The following is a 25,129-nucleotide window of genomic DNA, read 5'->3' as shown; positions in this document are numbered from 1 at the left end:
TGAATTAAGTACAGCATAAGGCTCTTTATATATTACCACTTTATTGTCGTCTTGCTAGCACACTTTGTACAATCCATTCGAGCCAGCGCCAAGGGAGTATAGACTTCATCCATAACATGAATTGTGCATCCCTACCCACAGCATAACGTAGTTTGGGTGACCTTCGATTCAGAATAGTTGTGATTTTACGTGCGACTTGATGAGGCTCAGGAGCAGATTGACTTAGCTGAGACGCGTATCTCAATATGGATGATACTTGATGATGATAGGGACCGTCTTGAGAAGGAACATATGCTTCCGTAATGCCTTTCTTCCAGATGGGTGTCCGAAATACCCCAGGTTCCAGAATGACAACCTGTATACCATAGGGATGAACCTCTAATCGTAGTGATTCACTGAAGCCTTCTAAAGCAAATTTAGAAGCTGAATAAGGAGCATAAATCGGGATGCCAATGACGCCGGCAACGCTACTCATGTTCAAAATGAGCCCTTTACCTTGTGTACGCATGACAGGCAGTACTAATTGAGTTAAAGCTACCACACCGAAGAAATTTGTCTCCATTTGTCGATGCCATTCAGATAGAGGGATATCCTCAATCGCTCCTGCAATAGCTAGTCCAGCATTGTTAATGAGTACGTCTATACGCCCGTACGTATGGATTAACATGTCTAGAACTTGTGTTCTCTCATCAGAGTTTGTGACATCTAACTGAATGCAATGAATAAGCGATAGATCAATACCCAGACTAGTAGCTGCTTCTATTAAAGACTCAGCCTTAGCAAGCTCTCTCATGCAAGCCGCAACGAGATAGCCTTGAGCGGCTAGCATCAGCGCTGTTTGTTGTCCAATACCTCCAGATGCACCCGTTAGCAATACTACCTTTCTACTCTCAGTTGGCATGTTAGGATCTCCTTCTTGTGGTTCCATTTCGGCATTTTTCAAGGGTTAGCCAATAGAATTCCCTGTAACGGGTGATAAGCCATCTACCTCGTACCTTCTTTCAATACGACGAAGTTTTCGCCCAATGAGATTATCTGTATATTCCGTAAAAGAAATCGTGGGAGCTTCACAGGCCAGCTTATGACAGAGCTGATTCAAGGCAATGGTGATAGCCATTTGTGCCTTCTCAATAGATAGTGTTGGTACACGAAGTGCAATTTCGATGTGATGGGTATCCCACTGGATCATGGTATAATCCTCAACATCAGAAGAAGAATGTACAATAACACGTGAGAGGAAATCTGGAAACACAGGTATAAGAGATGAATTTGAGATATCCTTAAAGTAGAATACATCATCACAGCGCCCTTCAATGGAGGAGAGGGCGGTATGCTGTGAGCCACATGGACACTGAGCTTGCTCTGTGAGTATGTCATCAAGGCGATATCTGATTATGGGCTGAGTCGAACGTGTGAAATCGGTTATGATAGGCACGAATTTCCCGAGTTTGCGATCTACATATTCTTTCTCAATGTGAACGATATCTTCATTTAAATGAAGGGTTCCATGTGAGCACGTAGCTGCGAGGAAACCTTCTGTACATTGATAAATTTGGTGAACCTTTTGATGAAAGGCTTCTTCGATTCGAAGTCGATCGAGGGGATCAAGTACCTCAGCAACGGAAATGACTTTGGTCGGTGTGATCTTTAACTGCTTGTTCATCATAGCATCCGCAAGCATTCTCAAAAGAGAGGCTGGGGCAATTAATAGTGTTGGTTTATAGGTGTTCAATCTAGTGATATGTTGTTCCATATCATCTAGAAGATCATAGAATTCGAATTGCAGGCGTCCTCCGGATACAGATCCATACAAGTTGCTATCAGCCCGAAGGAAGAAGGCAATTCGTTCACTGTGTAACAATGATTTTGGAAGGACCTTAGCGAGTACGGTACCCGCCCAAGCATAACGTTCCTGTTCCCCGACAAGAAAGATGCCCCGATTGCCCGATGTTCCAGAGGATAAGCCGACCGTTATACCATGAATGGACGGCTGAAAGTCACGAGTCTGTTCAGCCATAAGAGCTAACTCAAAGGCTTCCTTCTTGGTGATTCCAGCTGTATTAAGTTGATCGAACCCGTTCATCATCAATTTCTTGTCGATGATCGGAAAGCTTCTCCAAAGTGACGTAGGGATATCTTTCCATAGTTCTCGATAGAAAGGAGAATGTTGGCGAACCCAATCTAGGTGTGTCGTTATTTGGTGTTCCTGCCATTGTTCTAATGAGTGTCTTGATTTATAACGGCGTCCATATCGAGTGGCCATATAATGTTTGATTACAATCCATTTGGAATTCATAAGGTTGCATCTCCTTGAATATATCGTTCCCAGATATCAAGACAATGGGAAGGTACAATTTGTAGTGAAGGGTACTGCTGATGAAGTTGATGCACACGTTCAAATGAATCATCGTGAGCCTTAGAGTCAGCCATAATAAGACGAGATACAGGATGGGGCAGACGATGCTCATGGATGGCACGAGTAGACCAAGCTGCATCTGCACATAAGAAATAATTCTCTGATGTTGTGGAGACAAATAAGCCAATTTGTCCAGTCGCGTGTCCCGAAATATCAACGGCGATGATACTGCCATCACGGAACAGATCATGACCTTGTTCAAAGGGAAAATCACTAGGAAAGGGGTGTACTAGCTTGGGTTGGATTGGAACGGAACGTTCCTCGAAATCCTCAGGTAACAGTCCAGGGAGATAGCCTGCTCGTAATGCAGCTAACCCACGTAAGTTTTTAACAGCATCATAGGCACGAGGCAGATACAATAATTGTGCATCCGGGAAATCACGTAAGCCCGCAATATGGTCAGCATGGAAATGGGATAAGATGATGAATTTAACCTGATTCGGTTCTATTCCTACGATTCTTAATTGGTTAGCTGCGCTATCCCTACTCTGATATCGCACGGGTGTAATTCGGGCATAAATGGAAGCTGGAAATCGACTTGTTTCTGTAAAGAAATGTTCAGAATAGCCCGTATCAAATAGAATAACACCGAGCTCAGGATGTCTAATCGTCGCGAATCCAGCTGGATATTTACTTGGACGAAAGGACCCCCCCTTAATGGTTACGAATTCAGGATGAAGGCAATATCCTGCACTATGTAAGGTTAACTTTATATTCTTTGTTGTTAGTGAGTTCATTTGGCTTTCCACCATTCTGCAAAAAGACGTATTCCTTCTTCCATATCAATTCGAGGACTATATCCCAGCTGATCTCGAGCTAAAGAGAGGTCCAGTGTCTGATGCTTCGCAAGGACGCCTACGGTATATCTAGTAAGCAAAGGTTCACGACGGCTGGAGCTGATTCGAGATTTCCACTCTAGTATCGCTGCTAGTCCATAAGCAATTGGATATGGCATGTTTCTAAGGTTAAGGGGTTGATTTAGTTCAATAAATAGTTGCCTAAGTACGTTAATTAGAGTGACAGGTTCCCCATTAGAGATATTGTAGGCTTGTCCACAAGCCTTTGCTGGAGCAAGTGCACATAGAATTAAGGCATCGACGACATTATCTACATAGGTCAGATCAAGTGTGATATTCCCCGCACGGAAGAGAGGCACACCACCATGATTGTTCGCTTCAATCAGTCTGGGTAGTAAGGTCGTGTCGCCCGGACCGTAGACCGCTCTTGGTCTAATGATTACTGTACTCAATCCTCTAGCATGAGCGTTCCCCACTTCTAATTCTGCTTTTCTTTTCGTGTCGGCATATGCATTAGCAGGTCTACGAGGGAGGGGGGCTGTTTCAGAAATACCCAACCGATCGGTGTAATTGAAATAGATACTTGGTGTGGAGACATGTACTAAACGCTGAATATCGTGTATTTCACAACCTCGTATGACATGTTGGGTACCCTTAACATTAATGTCATAGAAGTCACGGTATTCTCCCCAAGGGGAAGAGAGGGCGCCGCTATGAAAGACGGTATGCTGGTTCTTACAAGCTTGACTTACGCCAGTCTCATCTCTCAAATCACCCTCAATAAATGAAATACCCATCTTCTCAAGTTGCTCCCCAACAACTTTATTTCTACCGAATACCGTAACATTCCACCCCTGTTCTTGTAAGGCAATAGCCAACCTTCGACCGATAAATCCAGTACCGCCAGTAATAAGCGCACTTGTCATCTTCAATCTCCATTCCATTCAATATCATGAGTTGAAGCTTCTAACATTGAAATGCTATATTTACGACTTACCCGTCGAGTTTCTTGCAAAATTCGGAATTGCTCACGAAAAGGATGTGGGTCGATAGCAGAGTACACTACATCACGACTTCTTTTATATGCTTGATACCACATTCGTAACTTGTGGGGACCTAGGTTGGATACAACCCCAAACGAAAGCATAGCTAGCTTAAGCATTGCTGTTGAGTTAGAGCTTGGTGTAAGCGGTAAGGAATTCGTTGACAACAGATGTGGTCCAACAAAGGCAAGGTCTAAGTTATCCTGGGGTCGGAAAAGATGAATCCCGCTTGTTGCCCGTGGATTGCATTCCAAGGGATATAATGTTCCGTCTGCTGTCTGAATAAAGTCGAAGGCAATCTGCCCATTGGATTGATATCTCTGCACGAATTGTTCTACCCAATGAAGTAGCTCAGGATGATCGACAAATTCAAAATAAATGCTAGCACCTCTGCCTGCTGTGAAATCTGATTTATAGGCGCAATGGGCCATGACTTTCCCATCATGAATAACGCTGTAGGAACATAGGACTTGCCCATGAATGAAGCGTTGTGCTATCCATGGATGAGAAGGTGATAGCGAACGCCCGACCTCGGTGATGACTTTATCATTCGATCGTTGTGAACGTGAAGGGTGGATCATCTGAATCCGAGAAGCGAACCTCGAATAAACAGGCTTGAGTATGGTTTGTTTATTGAAAAAACCAGTCTCACCTAACGCCTTCATTTCCTGCGAGGTATGTATTAATCTAGTCTCAGGTACATCGAAACCCATCTCTTGTACTAACTTTATAAATTTCCATTTATGATGCAGTATGTCGAGTCTCTCGATTGGTTCAGAAAATATTTTACAGCCGGTAATGAAACTTGTAATGTGCTTGGAGATATGAAAAATTTCTTCACAGGTTGGAATAAGCATATCAATCTCATATTGATGCACAATATTCTGTAAATCACGAATGTAAGCCTCAGGTTGCTCATTCGGTTTAGCGACTTGAAAACTCTTGATTACCGAATTGGAGACTCGGCATAAATGATGATGTACACTTTCTGCTACATATACATGATGACCTGCTGTAGCGAATATTCTGGCGAGGTCGAGTGTAGCCGGTGCTCTTCCTCCAGTGAGTAGTATATTCATTTTGGACGTACCGGTATGATTAGTAGTCAATAATCATGCCTCCTAGAGATAGACCAGCCGATGTTCCTAGGAGCATGATTCGATCTCCACGGTGAATTCTTGATTGGACAATGGCTTCATGAAGACCCATAGGGATAGATGCTGCGATTGTATTCCCATGATCCGGTGTAATATACATTAATTTATCCTTAGGAATACCTAATTTACGACTAATAAGTTTCATTGCCATGGCGCTCCCTTGGTGGGGAATGACTATTTTCATATCTTCTATTCGAGAATCGGCTTCGGCTAGAAGTTTGTCGACGAACGTAGGCATTTTCTTGTAAGTCATTTTGAAAATTTCTGGACCATCCATATCAAATAAGTAATCCTCTGCGTTGTCCACAGCATATTGTTTGGCATGAAGCTTTGTGCCACCGCCACGAATTTCCGATAAATGAGCCCCATCTCCGTAGGTTTCCATACCAGAACTAAGAATGGCTGAACTAGAATGTTCATTAGAACGACCCACAATCACGGCCGCAGCTCCATCTCCGAATAGGGTAGCACTCTCTTTGTTATTGTAATTCAATCCAACTGAAGCAATCTCGGAAGAAACGATTAGAACTTTATTATATCTACCTGCTTCGATCATGTAAGAAATAACATCTAAAGCTACGACAAAGCTAAGACAAGTTGAGTTAATATCGAAAGAAGGAATGCCAGAAGTTCCTTGTCCCATAGCCCTTTGAATAAGAGAGGCCATACAAGGGAGGGGTTGCTCGGTTGTCCCACTTGCAGAAATAATACAATCGATATTCTCAAACGTTAGATTGGCGGCTTCAAGTGCTGCATGTGCAGCATGTGCACCCATGGAGGAAGCGGTTTCAGTACCTGCGTAATGGCGAGTATGGACATCAGATTTACGCAGCACCCATCCCGAAGGGACATTTAGCATGGTATCCATTTCCTGTGATGTAACAGTCTTACTAGGCAAATATTTACCCGTTCCAAGAATAGATATTTTACGTGTGTTCATGGTGAAACCTCCAATATCATGTGATGTATGTATTTACCCATGTTTGCTGTTTATGAATTTATGCTCAGGCTCTCTATCAAATACTAAGTGATATCTATGATTAAATCTATAGATTGTATATCAAAAGAAATAGACTAACTAAATTTAATCATGCATTTCACAAAAGCCCAACTATAGATGTTGAAAAAAGAGGTCAACTAATCCTACTTTCCTGCATAGGTATGTAATACACTTTTAAACGCTATGGGGTTAACCCTTGACACATTTTTTACAACGATTAGAATCGATGAATTTCATTGCATTCTTTCTAAATCGTCCATTGGTAAACGTACGGCGTTTAATGGATGTCGTAGCAGATTATCCTTGGTGATGCCAGTTCATAACATAGTCATAGGAGGTAGCAATCATGGATATTTTCGAACGCGTGGCTGCATATCGGTCAGAGAGCGGACAGTTAGAGTGGAGTGGCACATTTAAACAATATATTGATTTGCTACGCATTGATCCCACTCCAGCCATGACTGCGCATGCTCGTGTGTATGAAATGATCGAAGCATACGGCGCAGAAGTGGTAAATGGACGTAAACGGTATAAGTTTTTTGAACAGGAGATTTTTGGATTAGATCGTGCGGTTGAGAAGCTTGTGGAAGAGTATTTCCATTCCTCTGCGAGGCGGCTAGATGTTCGTAAACGTATTTTGTTGCTAATGGGCCCTGTTAGTGGTGGTAAATCAACATTAGTTACACTCTTGAAACGTGGATTAGAAAGGTTCTCGAAGACAGAAAAGGGCGCTGTGTACGCAATTGAAGGCTGCCCGATGCATGAAGAACCTCTACATCTCATTCCGTTCGATCTGCGGTCTGAAGTAGAGAAGGAGCTTGGGGTTAGGATTGAGGGAAGCCTATGCCCTTCTTGCCAAATGAGACTGAAGACAGAATACGGTGGAGATATTGAGCAGGTGCGGGTAAACCGTGTAATCATCTCTGAAGAGGGCCGTATCGGGATTGGCACATTCAGTCCTTCTGACCCGAAATCACAAGATATAGCTGATCTTACAGGGAGTATAGATTTCTCAACCATAACGGAATTTGGTTCGGAGTCGGACCCAAGGGCCTATCGTTTCGATGGTGAGTTGAATAAAGCGAATCGTGGTTTAATGGAGTTCCAGGAAATGCTGAAGTGCGATGAGAAATTTCTGTGGAATTTGTTATCACTGACACAGGAAGGGAATTTCAAGGCAGGAAGATTCGCGTTAATTTCGGCGGATGAAATGATTATTGCGCATACGAATGAATCGGAATATAAGTCTTTTATATCTAACAAAAAGAATGAAGCGCTGCAATCACGGATGATTGTTATGCCTATCCCGTACAATCTGAAGGTGTCGGAAGAGGAAAAAATTTATGCGAAATTAATAGGTCAAAGTGACATGAAACATATTCACATCGCCCCACATGCGCTTAGGTCCGCTGCAATATTCTCTATTCTGACAAGACTTAAAGAGACGAAAAAGCAAGGCATGGATCTCGTTAAAAAGATGCGTATGTATGATGGGGAAGAAGTGGAAGGATACAAAGAGGCAGATCTTAAGGAAATGCAGAATGAGTACCTAGAAGAAGGGATGTCAGGTGTCGATCCTCGATATGTCATTAACCGGATTTCGAGTGCACTCATTAAGCAGGACACACAGTGTATCAATGCTCTAGATGTATTACGAGCCATCAAAGACGGGCTAGATCAGCATGCTTCCATTACGAAAGAGGAACGAGATCGTTATCTTAACTTTATCGCCGTTGCACGTAAGGAATATGATGAGTTAGCTAAGAAAGAAATACAGCGAGCCTTTGTTTATTCCTATGAAGAGTCGGCTAAAACACTATTTGAGAATTATCTGGATAACATAGAAGCATTCTGCAATTGGTCTAAAATTCGTGATCCGCTTACCGATGAAGAGATGGATCCGGATGAAAGATTAATGCGTTCCATAGAAGAACAGATTGGCGTATCTGAGAATGCCAAGAAAGCATTTCGAGAAGAAATTCTAATTCGCATCTCTGCATACTCACGTAAAGGGAAGAAATTTGAATACAACAACCATGACAGACTTCGGGAAGCCATCGAGAAGAAGCTTTTCGTAGATCTCAAAGATATCGTCAAAATTACAACATCAACCACGACACCTGACGGAACTCAGCTGAAACGAATTAATGAAGTTAGTAAAAGACTCATTGATGACCATGGGTATTGCCCTGTATGTGCTAATGAATTACTACGATATGTTGGTAGTTTACTTAACAGATAACAGACGAAATATAGCTTGAAATAAAGAGAATCCATATAAACTGCCTTGGGGAGTAAATTCTCTAGGGCGGTTTTTATTAGTACTAAATAAACAAATTTGGAATACTTTTGTTAGTTCTATCACTCTATAGATTTATAGGTTATAATGAGTAAACATAGGCTATTAAGCGGTTGCAGAAAGATGAGAAAGAGAGTAGGTCGAGATGAAGTGGCATCTATATATGATGTAGCAAGGGAAGCAGGCGTGTCTGTCGCAACCGTCTCCAAAGTAATAAACCATTATTCGGATGTTAGTGATAAAACAAGAAAAAAAGTTAAATTAATCATTAAGGAACTAAGATATCAGCCGAATGTAGTAGCAAGAGGACTTGTAAAAGGACGCTCATGGACGGTTGGCGTCTTAATCAACATTTCATTTACGAATCCATTTGTATCGGAACTATTAGATGGAATTAAGACAGCTTTGGAACACAGTGGTTATGATCTCATGCGTCTCTCTACGCGTCTAGATGACCCGGATTATTCTTTTATTGATCATTGTCAGAGTCGTAATTTAGATGGTGTCATTGTGTTTGGAGTAGAACGTGAGAACCCTAGTATGGAGCAACTGGTTCATACGGATATGCCCGTCATGTTCGTGGATACAGCACTTGTAGGTAATCGTGCAGGTTATATTACGACAGATAACCAGAATGCTATAGAATTAGCGGTACAACACTTATATGATCTGGGCCATCGACATATTGCCTATATTTCAGGTGAGTTGGGCCATGCAGTGGCTAATAGTCGCTTTGAAGGCTATAAACAGCAACTAGAGAAATTAGGTATTTCTTATGACAAGTCGTATTTGAAAAAGTGTGACTATTCGTTTGATGGCGGAGCTATCTCCATGCGAAAGCTACTTTCTTTACCTATTCCACCGACAGGAGTATTATGCACCTCGGATATGGCTGCATTTGGGGCAATTCATGAAATTGAAGAGCACGGGCTAAATGTCCCTGGAGATATTTCAGTTGTAGGATTCGATAATACATACTATGCACAGGTATTTAAGCCTGGATTGACGACGATTAATCAGAATATCCACAATATCGGCGTTAGAGCGATAGAGTCCCTGATCACGATGATTGAGAATTCCGAATACTTGCCACCGATCCTAACGGAGCCGTCGAATCTCGTTATTCGTCAGTCGACAGGAACTCCAAGGTTACCTTGAGCTCCCAAAAGGTGAGTCCATGATAGTAACTAGGAATGTTTTGTCTCTGAAATCTATACAAAATCCCCTTTAATATCACTTATTTATGTGATATTGAAGGGGATTTTGTGGTTTTAGCTTTATATAAATTTACGATGATGTTTCGTACCATCATACATGAAAATAGCCTTCTTATCTTCCACTACGGTCTCTAGATGAACACTTTTCCCCCATAGTTTATAAACATAAGGGAGTGTACGTTCCATGTATTTGAGATCAAGTTCAATACCTTCATATTGATGCTTCAGCACCAATTCGCCTGTGCGCATATAGTTAGCATCTTTTACGACTAGATAAGGACTTCCCCCGTTAGTTTTGGCGAATACCATTTGATCACGTATGTTTTCCCATGATTTATCTGTGATTTTCCATTCGGGTCCTTTTTTCTCGAAGATGTATAGGTCGAGGTCTTCTGTTAAATTTTTGGTTAAATAGTTACGCAAGAATGAAATGTCAGAATCGAATTCACGAACCTCAAACATTTTTTCTCGGCCCTGACCTGGTTTACGCCCGGGTATTTCTAGTTCCTTCTTGGTAGGATGTTCCCACCGATGCTCGATATCTTCAAATATTTTGAGTCCCAAATAGTAAGGGTTGAGGCTCTGCTGTGAGGGCTGTACAACGGATGAATTGAGCTTAGCGAACTCAATGGTTTCCTCACTCGTAAGATCTAACTCGCGAAGAATACGTTGATGCCAGTAGGAAGCCCAGCCTTCGTTCATGATCTTTGTTTCCATTTGTGGCCAGAAATATAACATTTCATCTCGAAGCATACTCATAATATCCCGTTGCCACTCTTCGAGAATTTCCGAGTACTCTTGAATAAACCAGACGATATCCTTTTCTGGCTCAGGTGGAAATGTTAATTCAGCTAATGTTTTTTTGATATGAGATTCTTGAGGTTCATCGATCTTCCATATATCATCATACTCACCAGGAGGGGTGCTAGACTGACGGGGATCGCGTTGCTCTCGAATTTTTCTCTCTATATACCGTTGTTTATCAAGGCGCTGTGGTTTAATGATCTGTGGATCGACATGCTCTTGAATGCCAAGAACGGCATCTATGAAGGATTCAACTGCTTCAGTCCCATGTTCCATTTCATAACGACTAATCCGTTCTGCTGTAGCCGACATACTCTCTAGCATATTGCGATTAGAAGCTGAGAAGCGAGCGTTATTCTTGAAAAAATCACAGTGTGCGAGTACGTGGGCGACAATGAGTTTATTCTGAATTAAAGAGTTACCATCTAGAAGAAAGGCATAGCAGGGATTTGAATTGATAACAAGCTCATAAATTTTGCTGAGGCCGAAGTCATACTGCATCTTCATTTTGTGAAAGGTTTTACCGAAACTCCAATGGCTAAAGCGTGTTGGCATACCGTAGGCTCCGAAGGTATAAATGATGTCTGCGGGACAAATTTCATATCTCATGGGATAGAAATCTAGACCAAATCCCACAGCAATCTCCGTAATTTCTGCAATGGCGCGCTCTAGACCCGCCACCTCATCCTGATGCATGTGATCCCCCCATTTTATTGAATTCAAAATGCTTCTTATCATATATATGTAAGAGTAGAAGGGTTATGTGAAGAAGTGGGCCAGATATGCTTTAGGAAGAATTAATGAGCCGAAGATTCATAAGTGGCTTGTTGAGATAGATGATTTATAGGACAAAAATAGCCTAACCCACGAAAGATTCTGTTTGTGGGTTAGGCTATTCTTCATCAGGCTCAATTCCCCAAAACACATAATGAGACAGCCCAGTATTTGCAAAGTAACAAGCATCGACATACACTTCACGAAGATCCTCGTCAATCCTATAAATAATGATTATATTGCCGATTAATACCCAGAAGTAGCCGTTAAACTCAAAACCAGGGAAGTCTGAGACTCCGTCAGCTTTGTATTTTGGCTCATCAGCTAAAACAGCTTTTGAGCGTTTAAATACATTCATGGGGTCAACCTTAAACTCCTTCATTCGCACCAATGCTACCCGTGCATAGGTGGTCCAGAGAACTTTGTAACGGTCATGTATCATTTTCAACCTCATTTAGCAATTTCGCAAACTCTTCCTCGCTGTCATTGTATGTGGAAATGCCATCTGTACGATCCTTTTGAGCATGCTGAAGTTGGGTCAGAACGCCTTCGTCTTTAAAGATTACTGAGGTCATTCTTTTCTTTTGTTTATCTGTAAATGTAGGGTGCTCATCTTTCCTTTGCAGCATAACGTTGAACCCAAAGTTTTCTTCGATTAATTGGACTAGGTCTTCAAGCTCAACGTTAGATTTGTCCCTAAAGCTTTGCTCCAATTGTTCTTTTGAAATGGACATTCTGCTCACCGCCTTTTTGTCATTATAACATTTTATAAAATCTAATTCTTTAAGAAGTTGTAAAATGTTATTATAGACTTAGGAAATTTTTCCTATGCAGCATTTTACATTTTAAGAATAAATCATCCAGAGGTGAAGAAATGAACAATAGCAATTTCACTTTCTTATCGAACCATTGGAACATTCTATCCAATCTTGCCGAAATGGCGGAGCGGAACGTTTATATTGACCCGAATACCTCTCTGATAAAACTTCGTATGTTTGGAGAGACGATAACGAAATACATATGTGCAATTGAAGAACTGCAATTATTAGAGAGAGCGACTCAAGACGATAGGCTCAGACAATTGAAGCAAGAAGATCTTCTGACAGAAGAACTACTGGATATTCTTCATGCAATTCGCAAAATAGGGAATAAAGCCAATCACGAAGAGGGGATTTACGGAACTACGGAGGAAGCCAAGGCTTTGCTGAACATGGCCTTTCGCTTATCCGTCTGGTTCATGCAGGTGTATGGGGAGTGGGACTTCTTAGCTCCCGAGTATGTCGAACCTTCTAAAGAGGAGGACTCACAGAATCAGGAGCAGCTTGAGGTGCTGGCCGCTTCCTATGATGCCAAGGTACAGCAGCTGGAACAGGAATTGTTGAAGCTTACTCAGCAGCAGGATTCCAAAACCTCAGATGAGAAACAGAAACGTCATTCCAAGGCTAGACAGCTGGGCAGTGCGTTAAAGTTTACCGAGGCAGAGACTAGAGTCATTATAGATGATAAGCTTCGTCAAGCTGGCTGGGAATCAGATACATTACAACTCCGTTTTAGCGCAGGGACTCGTCCTGAAAAAGGCAGATACCTTGCTATAGCAGAATGGCCGCTGAAGAACGGTTTTGCAGATTATGCCTTGTTTTATGGTATGGAATTTATCGGTATCGTTGAAGCTAAACGACAGGGCAAAGATGTACAATCCGACATTGAGCAGGCCAAGAAATACGCCTCCTATGTGATTAAACATGGCGAGGAAGTTATTCATGGGCCGTGGGGGAACTATCAGGTGCCGTTTCTTTTTGCGACCAATGGACGCCCATACTTGAAGCAGCTTGAGCACAAGTCGGGAATATGGTTCCTCGATGCGCGTAAGCCTACGAATCATGCCAGAGTATTGCAAACGTGGTATTCGCCTGAAGGTCTAAAAGCTCTTTTGCAGCAGGACATAGATCAGGCGACAAAAGATCTCCGCGACGAATCACTGGATTATCTGCATCTGCGTGAGTATCAGGAGAATGCAATTTTATCGGTAGAACACGCGATAGAAGCTGGACAGCGCAAAATTCTTGTAGCCATGGCTACAGGTACAGGCAAGACAAGGATGGCTATAGGTTTAATCTATCGACTGATCAAACATAATCGTTTTAAAAGAATCTTGTTCCTGGTCGATCGTTCCGCATTAGGCCGTCAGGCTGAGGCTGCGTTTAAGGATTCTAAGCTGGAAAGCTATCATTCGTTTACTGAGATTTTTGAACTTCAGACGCTGGATGACAAGAAGCCCAATGCGGAAACGAAGGTACAGATTGCGACCGTTCAAGGTATGGTCAAGAGACTCTTTTATAGTGATGACGACAAAGGCATTCCTTCCGTAGATCAGTACGATTGTATTATCGTGGATGAAGCCCACCGTGGCTATACGCTAGATAAGGAAATGACAGAGATTGAGCTGGAGTTTCGAGATCATGCCGATTATGTGAGCAAGTATCGGAAGGTTCTGGATTACTTTGATGCTGTGCGTATCGGATTAACGGCTACCCCAGCCCTTCATACCGTTGAGATTTTTGATAAAGCAATCTATAACTACTCCTACCGTGAAGCAGTAATTGATGGATATTTGATCGATCATGAGCCGCCTATTCAGTTTGAAACAGAACTAAAAAAGAACGGCATCAAGTGGCAAATCGGTGAGGAAGTGGCAGTCTATAATGTGGATTTAGGAACCGTGGAGAAAGAAATGTTGGAAGACGAGGTCAGTATCGAAGTGACACAGTTCAATAAGACGGTGATCACGGAGAATTTCAATCGTGTGGTTCTGGAGGCACTGACTGAATATATCGATCCCGAAGCGGACGGCAAGACCTTAATCTTTGCAGCAACAGATGATCATGCGGACATGGTGGTTCGGATGTTTAAGGAAGAATTGGAGAAGAAATATGGTCCTATAGACGATGGTGCAATCTTAAAGATTACAGGTTCGATCAAAGACCCACTACATGCCATTAAACTCTTCAAAAATGAACGGTTTCCGAACATCGTGGTCACCGTGGATTTGCTTACGACTGGAATTGATATCCCGAGTATCTCCCATGTAGTCTTCCTACGGAGGGTCCGTTCCCGTATCCTATATGAACAAATGTTGGGACGGGCTACCCGCCGCTGTGATGAAATCGATAAGGATCATTTTATGATATATGATGCTGTAGGTATCTATGAGTCGCTTAAACCATATACGGACATGAAACCTGTAGTGACGAGACCACAGGTCTCCCTTGATCTCTTGGTCGATGAGCTAAAGCAGATGAAGAGTGAGCATCACATGAAATCACATCAGGAAGAGATCGTTGCAAAGATGCAGCGAAAGAAGCAGCGCTGGACGCCTCAGGATCATGAGGATTTCAAAGCTCTATCTGATGGGAAGAATATTGATGAGTTTATTGATGAGGTGAAAGGGACAAGCGCTGAGCAGGTAAGTGAAACGTTACTGCGCAAGCCGCAATTACTGCAATTTATTGAAGAGAATCGGGGACGGCATAATCGTCAGTTCATCTCGGATCACCAAGATAAATTGATTGGAGTTACACGCGGTTATGGGGATGCAAACAAGCCAGAGGATTATTTGGAAGGATTCAACGATTTTATCCGTGAGAACATTAACCTGATTCCAGCACTAAATATCATCTGCACACGCCCAAATGATCTGACTCGGGAAGAGTTGCGGAAGCTTCGTGTGGCTCTGGATCAGAAGGGATTTACGGAAAAAAATCTGCAAACTGCATGGCGCGATGTGAAGCAACAGGACATTGCCGCAGACATCATCAGTTTTATCCGCCAGCAAGCGCTTGGGGATCCGCTGATCAGTCATGAAGAACGGATCGAGAAAGCGATGAGGAAAATTTATGAGATGAGGGTTTGGCCAAAAGTGCAAAAAGACTGGCTGAAACGGATTGAGAAGCAATTGCTTCAAGAATCGGTCTTAGACCCTAATCCTGAAAAAGCATTTGATGTGGAACCTTTCCGTAGCAAGGGTGGCTATAAGCAGTTGAATAAAATTTTTGATGGTCAATTGGACCAGATTGTTGCTACAATAAACGTTGCGCTATATCCAACCAGACTGAAGGAGCAAGCTTAAAAAATGAGAAATCAGGAAATTGTACAGAAGCTTTGGAACCTGTGTAATGTACTGCGTGATGATGGCATCACGTATCACCAATATGTAACAGAATTAACGTACCTTCTTTTTCTTAAAATGATGAAGGAGACAGACAACGAGGGTATTCTGCCTGAGCAATATCGCTGGGATTCGTTAAAGGAACGTCACGGCTTAGAATTAACTAATCATTATCGCCAACTGCTACTTGATCTTGGCAAAGAGGGCAACGAGATTATTAAGCAGATTTATATGAATGCCAGCTCTAATATCGATGAACCTAAGAATCTGGAAAAAATCGTGCGTTCCATTGATCAACTCGATTGGTATTCCGCCAAGGAAGAAGGTCTTGGGGACCTTTATGAGGGATTGCTAGAGAAGAATGCGAGTGAAACCAAATCAGGGGCTGGTCAATATTTCACACCGCGTCCATTGATAGATGTAATCGTGAAGCTGGTTGATCCACAGCCAGGTGAACGCTGTAATGACCCTGCCGCAGGCACGTTTGGTTTTATGATTGCAGCGGATAGACACATTCGCAGTAAGACGGATGAATATTTCGACCTTGGAGAGAAGAAAGCGGAATTCCAAAGAAATGAAGCTTTTACAGGGGTAGAGTTAGTTAAAGACACTCACCGCTTGGCGATGATGAATGCGATGCTCCATGATCTTCATGGGGAGATCATGCTTGGGGACACACTTTCCGATCTCGGGAAAGGCTTGAAGAATTACGATGTAATCATGACCAACCCACCGTTTGGTACCAAACAAGGCGGAGAAGGACTCACTCGTGATGACTTAACATTTACGACATCCAATAAGCAATTGAACTTCTTGCAGCATATTTATCGGGCGCTAAGGGCAAACGGGAAAGCCCGTGCTGCCGTTGTTCTACCTGACAACGTGTTATTTGAAGGTGGAGTTGGAGCGAAGATTCGTGCTGACTTGATGGACAAATGCAATCTGCATACAATTCTGCGTTTGCCTACGGGTATTTTTTATGCCCAAGGGGTAAAAACCAACGTGTTGTTCTTCAGTCGTGAGAAAGCGGACAAGGACAACACCAAAAATGTTTGGGTGTATGACCTGCGTACAAATATGCCGAAATTCGGAAAACGTACACCTTTGACTTCGACACATTTTGATGCGTTTGTGGAGGCTTACAGGGCTGAGGATCGGGGTAGTGTGCAGGATGAAAGATTTAACATGTTCTCACGCGAGGATATCAGAAATAAGGAAGATAGTTTGGATATTGGTTTGATCGCGGATGATTCATTGTCTGCTTACGATAATTTACCAGATCCAATTGAATCGGCGGAAGAAGCCATTGCTAAGCTGGATGAAGCGATGACATTGCTTCTGGAGGTTGTGGCGGAGCTTAAGGCGGTTGAAAACAAGCCAGAGTATGCTGCTAGAGATCGACAGGATTTATTGCAGGTTGCAGAAGCGCGTGGTGAATATAAGCATGAGTAAGAATAAAGGAAAAACGGCTGAGGAGTTACTGCAAGAGGTGCTGGTGCCTGAGGAGGAGCAGCCTTATAGGGTTCCTGAGAATTGGTTATGGGTAAGATTGGATTCTATTTTTAAGCAAGTAAATGAACAGATTGATCCGACAGGAACTGAAACGTATATCGGCTTAGAACATCTGAAAAAAGGTGGGGGTATAGTCAAGCGTGGAGACTCAGAGGATTTAAAAAGTAAGAAGGTTGTTTTTAAAGAAGGAGATGTATTGTACGGTAAACTTCGGCCATATTTAAATAAACATGCTTTTGTGAATTTTAACGGGGTAGCTTCGACAGATATATTGGTTTTCCGTAATGAAAATGGGGTATTATCCAAATTACTGGATTTATATTTTAGTTTAAATCATGTTATTGAATATGCCAATATGAATAGTAATGGTATTAATTTACCTCGTGTATCGCCTAAGGTTATCGGAAATCTACCTTTTCCACTTCCACCAGTTAATGAACAAGTACGAATTGCCGATAAAGTTGAAGGGTTCTTGAATAAAATCAATCAAGCCAAACAATTAATCGAAGAAGCCAAAGAAACATTTGAACTTCGTCGAGCGGCAATTTTGGATAAGGGTTTTAGAGGGGAATTGACGAAGAAGTGGCGGGAAGAAAATAAAGAGGTTAGTGCCGTAGAAATAAATTCAATTTCTTCGAAATTAAAACCATTGACTTATGAAGAACTACCTTTTGAGGTTCATGGTTCATGGAATTGGTACAAGCTTGGGGAAATCTTGAAAATAACCTCAGGGGGTACTCCAAGCCGGACAAATGCAGAATATTATAATGGGGATATTCCTTGGGTTAAAACAGGCGAGATAAAATGGAATGACATTTTTGATTGCGAAGAGAAAATATCAGAAGACGCAATAAAAAATAGCTCTGCCAAGTTACTTCCTGAAAACACTGTATTAGTCGCTATGTACGGGCAAGGATTAACAAGAGGCCGAGCAGCGATTCTTCGCAAGATTTCTGCTTGTAATCAAGCAGTCTGCGCATTGTTACCTAATGAAAATGTTGATCCCAAATTCTTGTTTTATTATTTTATGGAGGGGTACCACCGTTTCAGAAAAATAGCTCAAGGTGGTAATCAAGAAAATCTAAGTGCTTCATTAATTGCGAACTTTACTATCCCACTTCCTCCAATTGAAGAGCAGTTGGCAATTGTAAGTTATCTAGATGAAATTTTTTCGAAAGAGAATAATATCTCTGCTCTTATTTCTTTTGAATCTCATTTGGACATCCTTGTTAATTCCATCTTGAATAAGGCTTTTCGTGGAGACTTAGGAACTAACGATATTAGTGAAAAAATTAGTTTTAATGAATTACTAGACCACAGAATAACCCGCGCATAGCACGGGTTATTCTGCTATAAAAACTTCCAACTAAGCTGCTTCCCATCATGGACACGATTTTACCTTCGCGTGAATACCGCAACACTTACTTTTACATCTTGGATCGGTATATCGTGTCCTATAAGGTGCAGGATAAGGGTGAGAGATTCGTTATCACTTCGTTCAAGCACGACGCGATGAACGCAATCTTAAATATTGAATCACTTCAACCGGCTCCCAAGTGAGCCTTTTTTTGTCCCAGAATTTAAGCACCTTAGCTGACCGAAGCCCAGCCTTCGTTCATGATCTTCGTTTTCATTTGGGACCAAAAATATAACATTTCATCTCGAAGCATACTCATAATATCCCGTTGCCACTCTTCGAGAATTTCCGAGTACTCCTGAATAAACCAGACGATATCCTTTTCTGGCTCAGGTGGAAATGGTAATTCTGCCAATGTTTTTTTGACATGAGATTCTTGAGGTTCATCAATCTTCCATATATCATCATACTCACCAGGAGCGGTAGTAGACTGACGGGGATCGCGTTGCTCTCGAATTTTTCTCTCTATATACCGTTGTTTATCAAGGCGCTGTGGTTTAATGATCTGTGGATCGACATGCTCTTGAATGCCAAGAACGGCATCTATGAAAGACTCGACTGCCTCGGTCCCATGTTCCATTTCATAACGACTAATCCGTTATGCTGTAGCCGACATACTCTCTAGCATATTGCGATTAGAAGCTGAGAAGCGAGCGTTATTCTTGAAAAAATCACAGTGTGCGAGTACGTGGGCGACAATGAGTTTATTCTGAATTAAAGAGTTACCATCTAGAAGAAAGGCATAGCAGGGATTTGAATTGATAACAAGCTCATAAATTTTGCTGAGGCCGAAGTCATACTGCATCTTCATTTTGTGAAAGGTTTTACCGAAACTCCAATGGCTAAAGCGTGTTGGCATACCGTAGGCTCCGAAGGTATAAATGATGTCTGCGGGACAAATTTCATATCTCATGGGATAGAAATCTAGACCAAATTGCACAGCAATCTCCGTAATTTCTGCAATGGCGCGCTCTAGACCCGCCACCTCATCCTGATGCATGTGATCCCCCCATTTTATTGAATTCAAAATGCTTCTTATCATATATATGTAAGAGTAGATGGGTTATGTGAAGAGAATATAGGGATTTCAATCCCATCTCCTGATGAGAAACAGCCTCGGTGTGATACTGATCATGATCTCATGCCGCTCCTTCACCGACTAAGGTTAGTCTGTTTTATCTATGTTCACAGGAATTTCCCTCGTTGAGATATTACGCATGTGTTACAATATGTTGTGGTTTGTTAAACGGAAGAAAGTTAAACAGAAGAGAATGCTGTACAGGAGGAAAGAAATGAAACAAGGATCGTTTATTGCCGTTGAAGGTCCGATCGGAGCAGGGAAAACAACACTCGCTTCGATGCTATCTGATGAATTAAATATCCCGATCATTAAAGAGATTGTCGAGGCTAATCCATTTCTTGATAAATTTTATGACAATATAGATGAATGGAGCTTCCAGACGGAAATGTTCTTTCTCTGCAATCGCTACAAGCAGCTTGAAGATACTAGATCGCAGTATATTGATCAGGACAAGCCGGTTATTTCCGATTATCATATTTATAAAAATCTTATTTTCTCTGAACGAACACTAAAAGGGGTTAAAAGGGACAAATATCGTCAGATCTACCATCTGCTCACAGATGATTTACCCAAACCCAATATTATCCTCTATATTAAGGCGGATTTAGAGACGTTGTTACAGCGGATTAAGAAACGCGGACGCTCCTTTGAACAGACGATGGATACAGCTTACTTGCAGCAATTAGTGGAAGATTATGATGATGCGATGACATTGCTGGCACAAGATGATTCCATAACGATGATAACCATCGACGGAAATTTAATTGATTTTGTCGAGAATAGAGAGCAGTTCATGCAAATTGCTTCAAATGTAAAGGAGTTCATTTAATGAATAAATACAACATACCTCCCAATGCGCTGATCACGGTAGCTGGAACAGTTGGGGTCGGGAAGTCTACATTAACAGCTGAATTAGCCAAACGTCTTGGCTTTAGGACATCGTTGGAACAAGTCGATCATAACCCTTATCTGGAGAAATTTTATCATGATTTTGAAAGATGGAGTTTTCATTTACAGATTTATTTCTTAGCCGAACGATTTAAAGAACAAAAGGGTATTTTTGAAGCAGGGGGCGGATTTGTTCAAGACCGTTCTATTTATGAAGACACCGGTATTTTCGCAAAGATGCATGCAGATCAAGGAACCATGTCTAAAACAGATTATGAGACGTACACAAGCCTGTTCGAGGCTATGGTGATGACGCCGTATTTTCCACATCCGGATGTGCTTGTCTATCTTGAAGGGAGTCTGCCCTCCATTCTTACCCGTATTCATGAGCGCGGACGTGAGATGGAAATTCAGACTGATCCGTCTTATTGGGAACATATGCATGGCAGGTATTCAACTTGGATAACTGATTTCACGGCATGTCCTGTGCTGCGGCTAAATATTGATGAGTATGATGTTCATAATTCTGATTCTATGGACCATATTATTGAGAAAATCAGTAAGGCAATTACCCAGAAGAATGTGTGCCATTCATAAGGAAATGGAGTCTGGATTACGCTACAGTACGAATTAAGCCCTTGGTCCTCCCAATAGGAGTGCTAAGGGCTTTAATCATGCGGCAGGAGCGTAATTATGCCTCTTCACGTTTACGAAAAAAAGTTTTTAAGGCTTGGTATACCTCACCTTTTTCTTTAATGACATAATACATGAAGGGGTCGAGCTTAATATTTCGATAGGATGACATGAGAGTGCTACTACGATTATATTGGTTGACTTCACCATAACCGAACATATTACATACCTTCAAAAGCTCACCGATCAACTTCACGCACCGGTCGTTATCCGAAGTTAAATTGTCTCCGTCAGAGAAGTGAAAGGGGTAGATGTTATATCTTGTAGGAGGGAAGCGTTGATCAATGATATCAAGAGCCTTCTGATAAGCGGATGAACAGATCGTACCCCCACTCTCGCCACGATTGAAAAACTCCTCTTCAGTTACCTCTTTAGCTTCTGTATGGTGAGCGACGAATACAATTTCAACCTTCTCATATTGACGCCGGAGGAACCGAGTCATCCAGAAAAAGAAGCTACGAGCACAGTATTTCTCGAATGAACCCATGGAGCCTGACGTATCCATCATAGCGATGATGACAGCGTTGGAATCAGGAGTCACTACATCTTCCCATGTTTTGTATCTAAGATCATCGGGGTTAATGCCATGAATACCGGGATCGCCCGCTGAAGCATTTCGGCGTAAGTTCTCTAGAATGGTTCTTTTTTTATCGAGATTGGACATCATGCCTTTCTTGCGTACATCATTAAAAATAACGGTGGTCGTCTCAATCTGGTCCTTTTCCTTCTGTTTTAAATTAGGAAGCTCCATCTGTTCGAACAGCATATCTTCCACGTCTTCAATACTCACTTCAGCTTCCATAATATCCTGTCCGGGTTGGTCGCCAGGTTTCTCGCCACCTTTGCCTGGCTTTTGGGCGGGGTCGCGTCCGAGTATATCTCCAACTTGGCTGTCTCCATCCCCCTGCCCAACGTGTTTTTGCTTCTGATAATTATACACAAAGCGATATTCGTCCAGACTTCGGATGGGCACCTTAATAATTTGTTTACCGTCAGACATGATGATATTCTCTTCGGTAATCAGATCAGGCAGATTCTGCTTAATCACATCGCGCACCTTTTGCTGATGACGGACTTGATCTTGGTACCCTTTGCGGTGCAGGGACCAGTCTTCTTTTGATACGACGAAGCTATATGGATAGCGTGATTCCGGCATGTTAGGCACCTCCGTTATGGTATGTGCTCGGCACAGTATAGTCTGTTGTAAAGTATATTCATGTGGAGGGACGATATGTGATGGTGAAAGAGAATTAATTAGAGGAATAATGGATTGCATGAAATTTTCGAGATCCAAAAGAGGGCTCCTTCATGATCGGAGACCCTCTTTGTGTGGCGTTGATAGAACACATTCACCCAAGCTTTAGTGATTGTGAAAGGATTTCACGATGTTTAACTGTTTGTTCTTGGGGTGCCATAGATGAAGAGGTTCACGGTACTGTGATTGACAGTGGTCAATAATTGCGTCAAATGTTAGGACGAAAGTTTCAACTCCTTTATATAGCGGTTAAGAATGATCAGAACGAACCCTAGATTATTCGATTTCCTATTGATAATTGAACTGAAGGACTGAGAACAAACGGATGTGTTTGTTCTCAGTCCTTTTTGAAACCATGTATGAAAGGACAGGTGTTGATCTCTGTTTTCATAATAAGGTGGGTCTTTAGTTCATTGTATTAATAAAACTACCTATCGGAGGAATGACCATGATTACAACATCAATAGAACAAATAAATCAGATCTCGAGTTACACGGGAAGATTACTTAGAGATCGTTTTGGAAAAGGACCTGAATCGGTCAATGTCTCGCTTAATAAAGAATGTATTACGATACACATTAGAAATTTTATCGGGCCTGTTGAGAAATTTTTACTAAGTAAGGAAGAAGAGCAGGCTTTTAGATATACAAGGGAATTACTTATGAAGTCACTGCTGCCGGAACTGTCAGCTTATTTTAATAATGAACTAGGCATTCGAATTGAAGAATTATATTACGATTGGGGAATACATAACGCGTCGGGTGTGATTGTTGGATTGTTGGCTGAACATAAACATAGTTCTAATCATTATGAGGGTATGGATGAAGTGCATAGACAAATTATTAAGGTGACAGGAAAGGTTCAAAAAGAGCCAGAGCGCATTTACTCATGGTGGGTTAATCCCAAAACATTAATTATTGTACGAGAAGGAATTTTAATTATTATTGAAAAAGAACTGATTGGCTTAGGATTTGAGCAGACACTCCGAACAACCAAAAGAAAAATGGAGAAGAAATATATTGAAGAAGATACGAATTTGGGCCTTGTAGTTGGGAAAGAAGTAACTGATATATATGTGGATTGGGACTTTGAACGTGATAAAAGTGTGATCACATATACTTTTTCTTAGAGAAAATAAACATATAAAGCTTAGCCATAATACGATATAATATGGGTTATTGTATAAAGTTGGTTATACACACGTTCTTCGTTTAAAACTGGAGATGCAATCTCATACCAATAGGTGGAAATGAGTCAGACATTGAGAAATGAGCTGAACATAAGCCAAAGAAGGAGCAGATATGCTCTTTCTTTGGCTTTTTAGTTTTTATTATAGAGAGGGGAAGCTATGAGTACATATAAAATATTGTGTGTGGAGGATAATTCGATCAACATGATTCTAATGCATCATATCTTCAAAAGAATATCCCATGTCGAATTATTGGAGGCAGAAACTGCAGAACTTGGGATTGAAATCGCCATACGAGAACAACCCATTGTTATCATTATGGATATTCAGTTACCTGGAATACATGGGTATGAAGCACTGCAATATTTACAGAAGCATGAGCGAACGAAGCATATCCCCGTTATCGCTGTGAGTTCATTTGCTATGAAGACAGATATTGAGAAGGGTCTGAATGCGGGATTTAAGCAATACATTACGAAGCCAATTAATATAAAAAGGTTTACGCAAATGATTGAACAGTTCATCTCTGTAAACAATGAAGATATGAATATTTAAATAAAGAGATTATAGGATATTTTTACTATACATAATCCCGATCGTATGAGGTCCGCAGTGACTAGAAATAACACACCCAGCTGTTGCTAATGCGACTGTAGCACCCGTCTGTTGCTGTAAGGAAGTTTGTAATACAAGAGCATCTTTCTCAGCAAGGGAATGAGCGACAAAGATGAGATCAGTATCTATCTGTTCTTTTTTCTCAAGTACATTTAGAAGTAACTGCTCAACAGCCTTCTCGCGTTTACCTCGCACTCTATTGGCAGGTATCATGAGACCGTTAGACACTTTAATAATTGGACGAATTTTCAGGAGGCTTCCGATGAAGTTCTGCATACCGGAACAGCGTCCACCTTTGTGTAAATATTCTAGTGTATCAATGACAAACTCCGATTCTATTGTAGGTCTCACAGCATGTAATAGATTTACAATCTCATCTAAGGTGCGACCGGCTTGGGCAGCATGAACCGCTTTCATAATCAATAATCCGATACCTGAAGATAAGTTGAGTGAATCAAATATGGCGATGCTTCCTTCTGGTAATTCCTCGACTGCAATGCATGCATTCTGATAGGTTGAGGATAATTCAGAAGAAAGACAAATATACAAAATCTGATCTCCTTGGTCTATATATGGCGTAAAAGCCGTCAGGAAATCAGTAGGAGAGGGTGCAGCAGTCTTCGGTAGGTTTCCAGTTTCAGACACTCTTTGGTAGAGCTGTGTTGGTGTAATATCGATACCATCTCGTAGAGACTCATCTCCAAAAACGACATAGAGTGGAATAATATCAATGTCATATTTATGTATCCAATCACTAGGTAGATCGCAAGTACTGTCAGCAAATATCTTAATCTTTGGCATGATACC

20 protein-coding genes and 1 pseudogene are annotated in these 25,129 nt (G+C 41.6%); 9 read left to right on the top strand and 12 right to left on the bottom strand.

Going from position 1 to position 25,129, the window contains the following annotated elements; genetic code table 11:
• Positions 1–40 precede the first annotated feature (40 nt).
• Genes J2T13_RS05560 through J2T13_RS05535 form a run of 6 tightly spaced genes read right to left on the bottom strand, consistent with a single transcriptional unit; the run spans position 41 to position 6,353 of the window.
• Entirely contained in the window at positions 41–901 is an 861-nt protein-coding gene (locus J2T13_RS05560) for an SDR family oxidoreductase (protein ID WP_429369136.1), read from the bottom strand.
• Between the two features lie 45 nt (positions 902–946).
• Positions 947–2,296, bottom strand: a complete 1,350-nt coding sequence (locus J2T13_RS05555) for a F390 synthetase-related protein (protein WP_429369134.1) — start codon at positions 2,294–2,296, stop codon at positions 947–949.
• A complete protein-coding gene (locus J2T13_RS05550) occupies positions 2,293–3,153 on the bottom strand; it encodes an MBL fold metallo-hydrolase (protein ID WP_429369132.1) in 861 nt (286 codons plus the stop codon). The genes J2T13_RS05555 and J2T13_RS05550 overlap by 4 nt, the downstream gene beginning before the upstream one ends.
• Entirely contained in the window at positions 3,150–4,139 is a 990-nt protein-coding gene (locus J2T13_RS05545; protein WP_429369130.1) for an NAD-dependent epimerase/dehydratase family protein, read from the bottom strand. Before J2T13_RS05545 ends, J2T13_RS05550 begins: the two co-directional genes overlap by 4 nt.
• Before the next feature lie 2 nt (positions 4,140–4,141).
• Complete coding sequence (locus J2T13_RS05540) at positions 4,142–5,365, bottom strand: ATP-grasp domain-containing protein (protein ID WP_429369128.1); 1,224 nt, start codon at positions 5,363–5,365, stop codon at positions 4,142–4,144.
• A complete protein-coding gene (locus J2T13_RS05535; protein WP_429369126.1) occupies positions 5,355–6,353 on the bottom strand; it encodes a beta-ketoacyl-ACP synthase III in 999 nt (332 codons plus the stop codon). Before J2T13_RS05535 ends, J2T13_RS05540 begins: the two co-directional genes overlap by 11 nt.
• Before the next feature lie 406 nt (positions 6,354–6,759).
• Between J2T13_RS05535 and J2T13_RS05530 the strand changes: the two genes are divergently transcribed.
• Complete coding sequence (locus J2T13_RS05530; RefSeq protein ID WP_429369124.1) at positions 6,760–8,655, top strand: PrkA family serine protein kinase; 1,896 nt, start codon at positions 6,760–6,762, stop codon at positions 8,653–8,655.
• Between the two features lie 180 nt (positions 8,656–8,835).
• The gene (locus tag J2T13_RS05525; protein WP_429369122.1) at positions 8,836–9,870 is read left to right on the top strand and encodes a LacI family DNA-binding transcriptional regulator; all 1,035 of its coding nucleotides are present in this window, start codon (positions 8,836–8,838) and stop codon (positions 9,868–9,870) included.
• A 119-nt stretch (positions 9,871–9,989) separates the two neighbouring features.
• Here J2T13_RS05525 and J2T13_RS05520 read toward each other — a convergent pair whose 3' ends face one another.
• The 3 genes from J2T13_RS05520 to J2T13_RS05510 all read right to left on the bottom strand — a co-directional run bounded on the left by J2T13_RS05520 (position 9,990) and on the right by J2T13_RS05510 (position 12,241).
• The gene (locus J2T13_RS05520; RefSeq protein ID WP_429369120.1) at positions 9,990–11,429 is read right to left on the bottom strand and encodes a SpoVR family protein; all 1,440 of its coding nucleotides are present in this window, start codon (positions 11,427–11,429) and stop codon (positions 9,990–9,992) included.
• 196 nt (positions 11,430–11,625) lie between these two features.
• A complete protein-coding gene (locus tag J2T13_RS05515; protein WP_429369118.1) occupies positions 11,626–11,949 on the bottom strand; it encodes a hypothetical protein in 324 nt (107 codons plus the stop codon).
• A complete protein-coding gene (locus tag J2T13_RS05510; RefSeq protein WP_429369116.1) occupies positions 11,939–12,241 on the bottom strand; it encodes a hypothetical protein in 303 nt (100 codons plus the stop codon). The genes J2T13_RS05515 and J2T13_RS05510 overlap by 11 nt, the downstream gene beginning before the upstream one ends.
• A 140-nt stretch (positions 12,242–12,381) precedes the next feature.
• On the opposite strand from J2T13_RS05510, the gene hsdR reads away from it, so the two are divergent.
• The 3 genes from hsdR to J2T13_RS05495 are packed head-to-tail and all read left to right on the top strand — an operon-like array spanning position 12,382 to position 18,520.
• Positions 12,382–15,633: a type I restriction-modification system endonuclease gene (gene hsdR, locus J2T13_RS05505; RefSeq protein ID WP_429369114.1), complete on the top strand. Its 3,252-nt coding sequence runs from the start codon at positions 12,382–12,384 to the stop codon at positions 15,631–15,633.
• A 3-nt stretch (positions 15,634–15,636) separates the two neighbouring features.
• Complete coding sequence (locus tag J2T13_RS05500) at positions 15,637–17,124, top strand: N-6 DNA methylase (RefSeq protein WP_429369113.1); 1,488 nt, start codon at positions 15,637–15,639, stop codon at positions 17,122–17,124.
• Entirely contained in the window at positions 17,117–18,520 is a 1,404-nt protein-coding gene (locus J2T13_RS05495; RefSeq protein WP_429369111.1) for a restriction endonuclease subunit S, read from the top strand. Before J2T13_RS05500 ends, J2T13_RS05495 begins: the two co-directional genes overlap by 8 nt.
• Before the next feature lie 262 nt (positions 18,521–18,782).
• Here the strand turns inward: J2T13_RS05495 and J2T13_RS05490 are convergent.
• A pseudogene (locus tag J2T13_RS05490) lies at positions 18,783–19,601 on the bottom strand (SpoVR family protein); the annotation flags it as partial.
• 292 nt (positions 19,602–19,893) lie between these two features.
• Between J2T13_RS05490 and J2T13_RS05485 the strand changes: the two are divergent.
• Together J2T13_RS05485 and J2T13_RS05480 are read left to right on the top strand one after the other, a co-directional pair.
• Positions 19,894–20,511, top strand: a complete 618-nt coding sequence (locus tag J2T13_RS05485; RefSeq protein WP_429369110.1) for a deoxynucleoside kinase — start codon at positions 19,894–19,896, stop codon at positions 20,509–20,511.
• Positions 20,511–21,167, top strand: coding sequence for a deoxynucleoside kinase (locus tag J2T13_RS05480; protein ID WP_429369108.1), 657 nt, complete (start codon positions 20,511–20,513; stop codon positions 21,165–21,167). Before J2T13_RS05485 ends, J2T13_RS05480 begins: the two co-directional genes overlap by 1 nt.
• A gap of 94 nt (positions 21,168–21,261) precedes the next feature.
• On the opposite strand, the gene yhbH is transcribed toward J2T13_RS05480, so the two are convergent.
• Positions 21,262–22,419 (bottom strand): sporulation protein YhbH, encoded by a 1,158-nt coding sequence (gene yhbH / locus J2T13_RS05475; protein WP_429369106.1) that lies wholly within the window; start codon positions 22,417–22,419, stop codon positions 21,262–21,264.
• A gap of 547 nt (positions 22,420–22,966) precedes the next feature.
• On the opposite strand from yhbH, the gene J2T13_RS05470 reads away from it, so the two are divergent.
• Both J2T13_RS05470 and J2T13_RS05465 read left to right on the top strand, forming a co-directional pair.
• Complete coding sequence (locus J2T13_RS05470) at positions 22,967–23,647, top strand: DUF2294 domain-containing protein (RefSeq protein ID WP_429369104.1); 681 nt, start codon at positions 22,967–22,969, stop codon at positions 23,645–23,647.
• Between the two features lie 219 nt (positions 23,648–23,866).
• A complete protein-coding gene (locus tag J2T13_RS05465; RefSeq protein WP_429369102.1) occupies positions 23,867–24,262 on the top strand; it encodes a response regulator in 396 nt (131 codons plus the stop codon).
• A gap of 9 nt (positions 24,263–24,271) precedes the next feature.
• On the opposite strand, the gene J2T13_RS05460 is transcribed toward J2T13_RS05465, so the two are convergent.
• A complete protein-coding gene (locus tag J2T13_RS05460) occupies positions 24,272–25,123 on the bottom strand; it encodes a DegV family protein (RefSeq protein ID WP_429369100.1) in 852 nt (283 codons plus the stop codon).
• Between the last annotated feature and the right edge of the window lie 6 nt (positions 25,124–25,129).

Origin of the sequence: Paenibacillus sp. DS2015, assembly GCF_050433705.1 — a bacterium.
GTDB lineage: Bacteria > Bacillota > Bacilli > Paenibacillales > Paenibacillaceae > Paenibacillus_AQ.
This window is presented reverse-complemented; position numbering and strand designations above follow the sequence as displayed.

What these genes read in the sequence shown, in the direction of transcription:
- J2T13_RS05560 (WP_429369136.1), bottom strand. Translation starts at nt 901, where the DNA reads ATGCCAACTGAGAGTAGAAAGGTAGTATTGCTAACGGGTGCATCTGGA.
- J2T13_RS05555 (WP_429369134.1), bottom strand. Translation starts at nt 2,296, where the DNA reads ATGAATTCCAAATGGATTGTAATCAAACATTATATGGCCACTCGATAT.
- J2T13_RS05550 (WP_429369132.1), bottom strand. Translation starts at nt 3,153, where the DNA reads ATGAACTCACTAACAACAAAGAATATAAAGTTAACCTTACATAGTGCA.
- J2T13_RS05545 (WP_429369130.1), bottom strand. Translation starts at nt 4,139, where the DNA reads ATGACAAGTGCGCTTATTACTGGCGGTACTGGATTTATCGGTCGAAGG.
- J2T13_RS05535 (WP_429369126.1), bottom strand. Translation starts at nt 6,353, where the DNA reads ATGAACACACGTAAAATATCTATTCTTGGAACGGGTAAATATTTGCCT.
- J2T13_RS05530 (WP_429369124.1), top strand. Translation starts at nt 6,760, where the DNA reads ATGGATATTTTCGAACGCGTGGCTGCATATCGGTCAGAGAGCGGACAG.
- J2T13_RS05525 (WP_429369122.1), top strand. Translation starts at nt 8,836, where the DNA reads ATGAGAAAGAGAGTAGGTCGAGATGAAGTGGCATCTATATATGATGTA.
- J2T13_RS05520 (WP_429369120.1), bottom strand. Translation starts at nt 11,429, where the DNA reads ATGCATCAGGATGAGGTGGCGGGTCTAGAGCGCGCCATTGCAGAAATT.
- J2T13_RS05515 (WP_429369118.1), bottom strand. Translation starts at nt 11,949, where the DNA reads ATGATACATGACCGTTACAAAGTTCTCTGGACCACCTATGCACGGGTA.
- J2T13_RS05510 (WP_429369116.1), bottom strand. Translation starts at nt 12,241, where the DNA reads ATGTCCATTTCAAAAGAACAATTGGAGCAAAGCTTTAGGGACAAATCT.
- hsdR (WP_429369114.1), top strand. Translation starts at nt 12,382, where the DNA reads ATGAACAATAGCAATTTCACTTTCTTATCGAACCATTGGAACATTCTA.
- J2T13_RS05500 (WP_429369113.1), top strand. Translation starts at nt 15,637, where the DNA reads ATGAGAAATCAGGAAATTGTACAGAAGCTTTGGAACCTGTGTAATGTA.
- J2T13_RS05495 (WP_429369111.1), top strand. Translation starts at nt 17,117, where the DNA reads ATGAGTAAGAATAAAGGAAAAACGGCTGAGGAGTTACTGCAAGAGGTG.
- J2T13_RS05485 (WP_429369110.1), top strand. Translation starts at nt 19,894, where the DNA reads ATGAAACAAGGATCGTTTATTGCCGTTGAAGGTCCGATCGGAGCAGGG.
- J2T13_RS05480 (WP_429369108.1), top strand. Translation starts at nt 20,511, where the DNA reads ATGAATAAATACAACATACCTCCCAATGCGCTGATCACGGTAGCTGGA.
- yhbH (WP_429369106.1), bottom strand. Translation starts at nt 22,419, where the DNA reads ATGCCGGAATCACGCTATCCATATAGCTTCGTCGTATCAAAAGAAGAC.
- J2T13_RS05470 (WP_429369104.1), top strand. Translation starts at nt 22,967, where the DNA reads ATGATTACAACATCAATAGAACAAATAAATCAGATCTCGAGTTACACG.
- J2T13_RS05465 (WP_429369102.1), top strand. Translation starts at nt 23,867, where the DNA reads ATGAGTACATATAAAATATTGTGTGTGGAGGATAATTCGATCAACATG.
- J2T13_RS05460 (WP_429369100.1), bottom strand. Translation starts at nt 25,123, where the DNA reads ATGCCAAAGATTAAGATATTTGCTGACAGTACTTGCGATCTACCTAGT.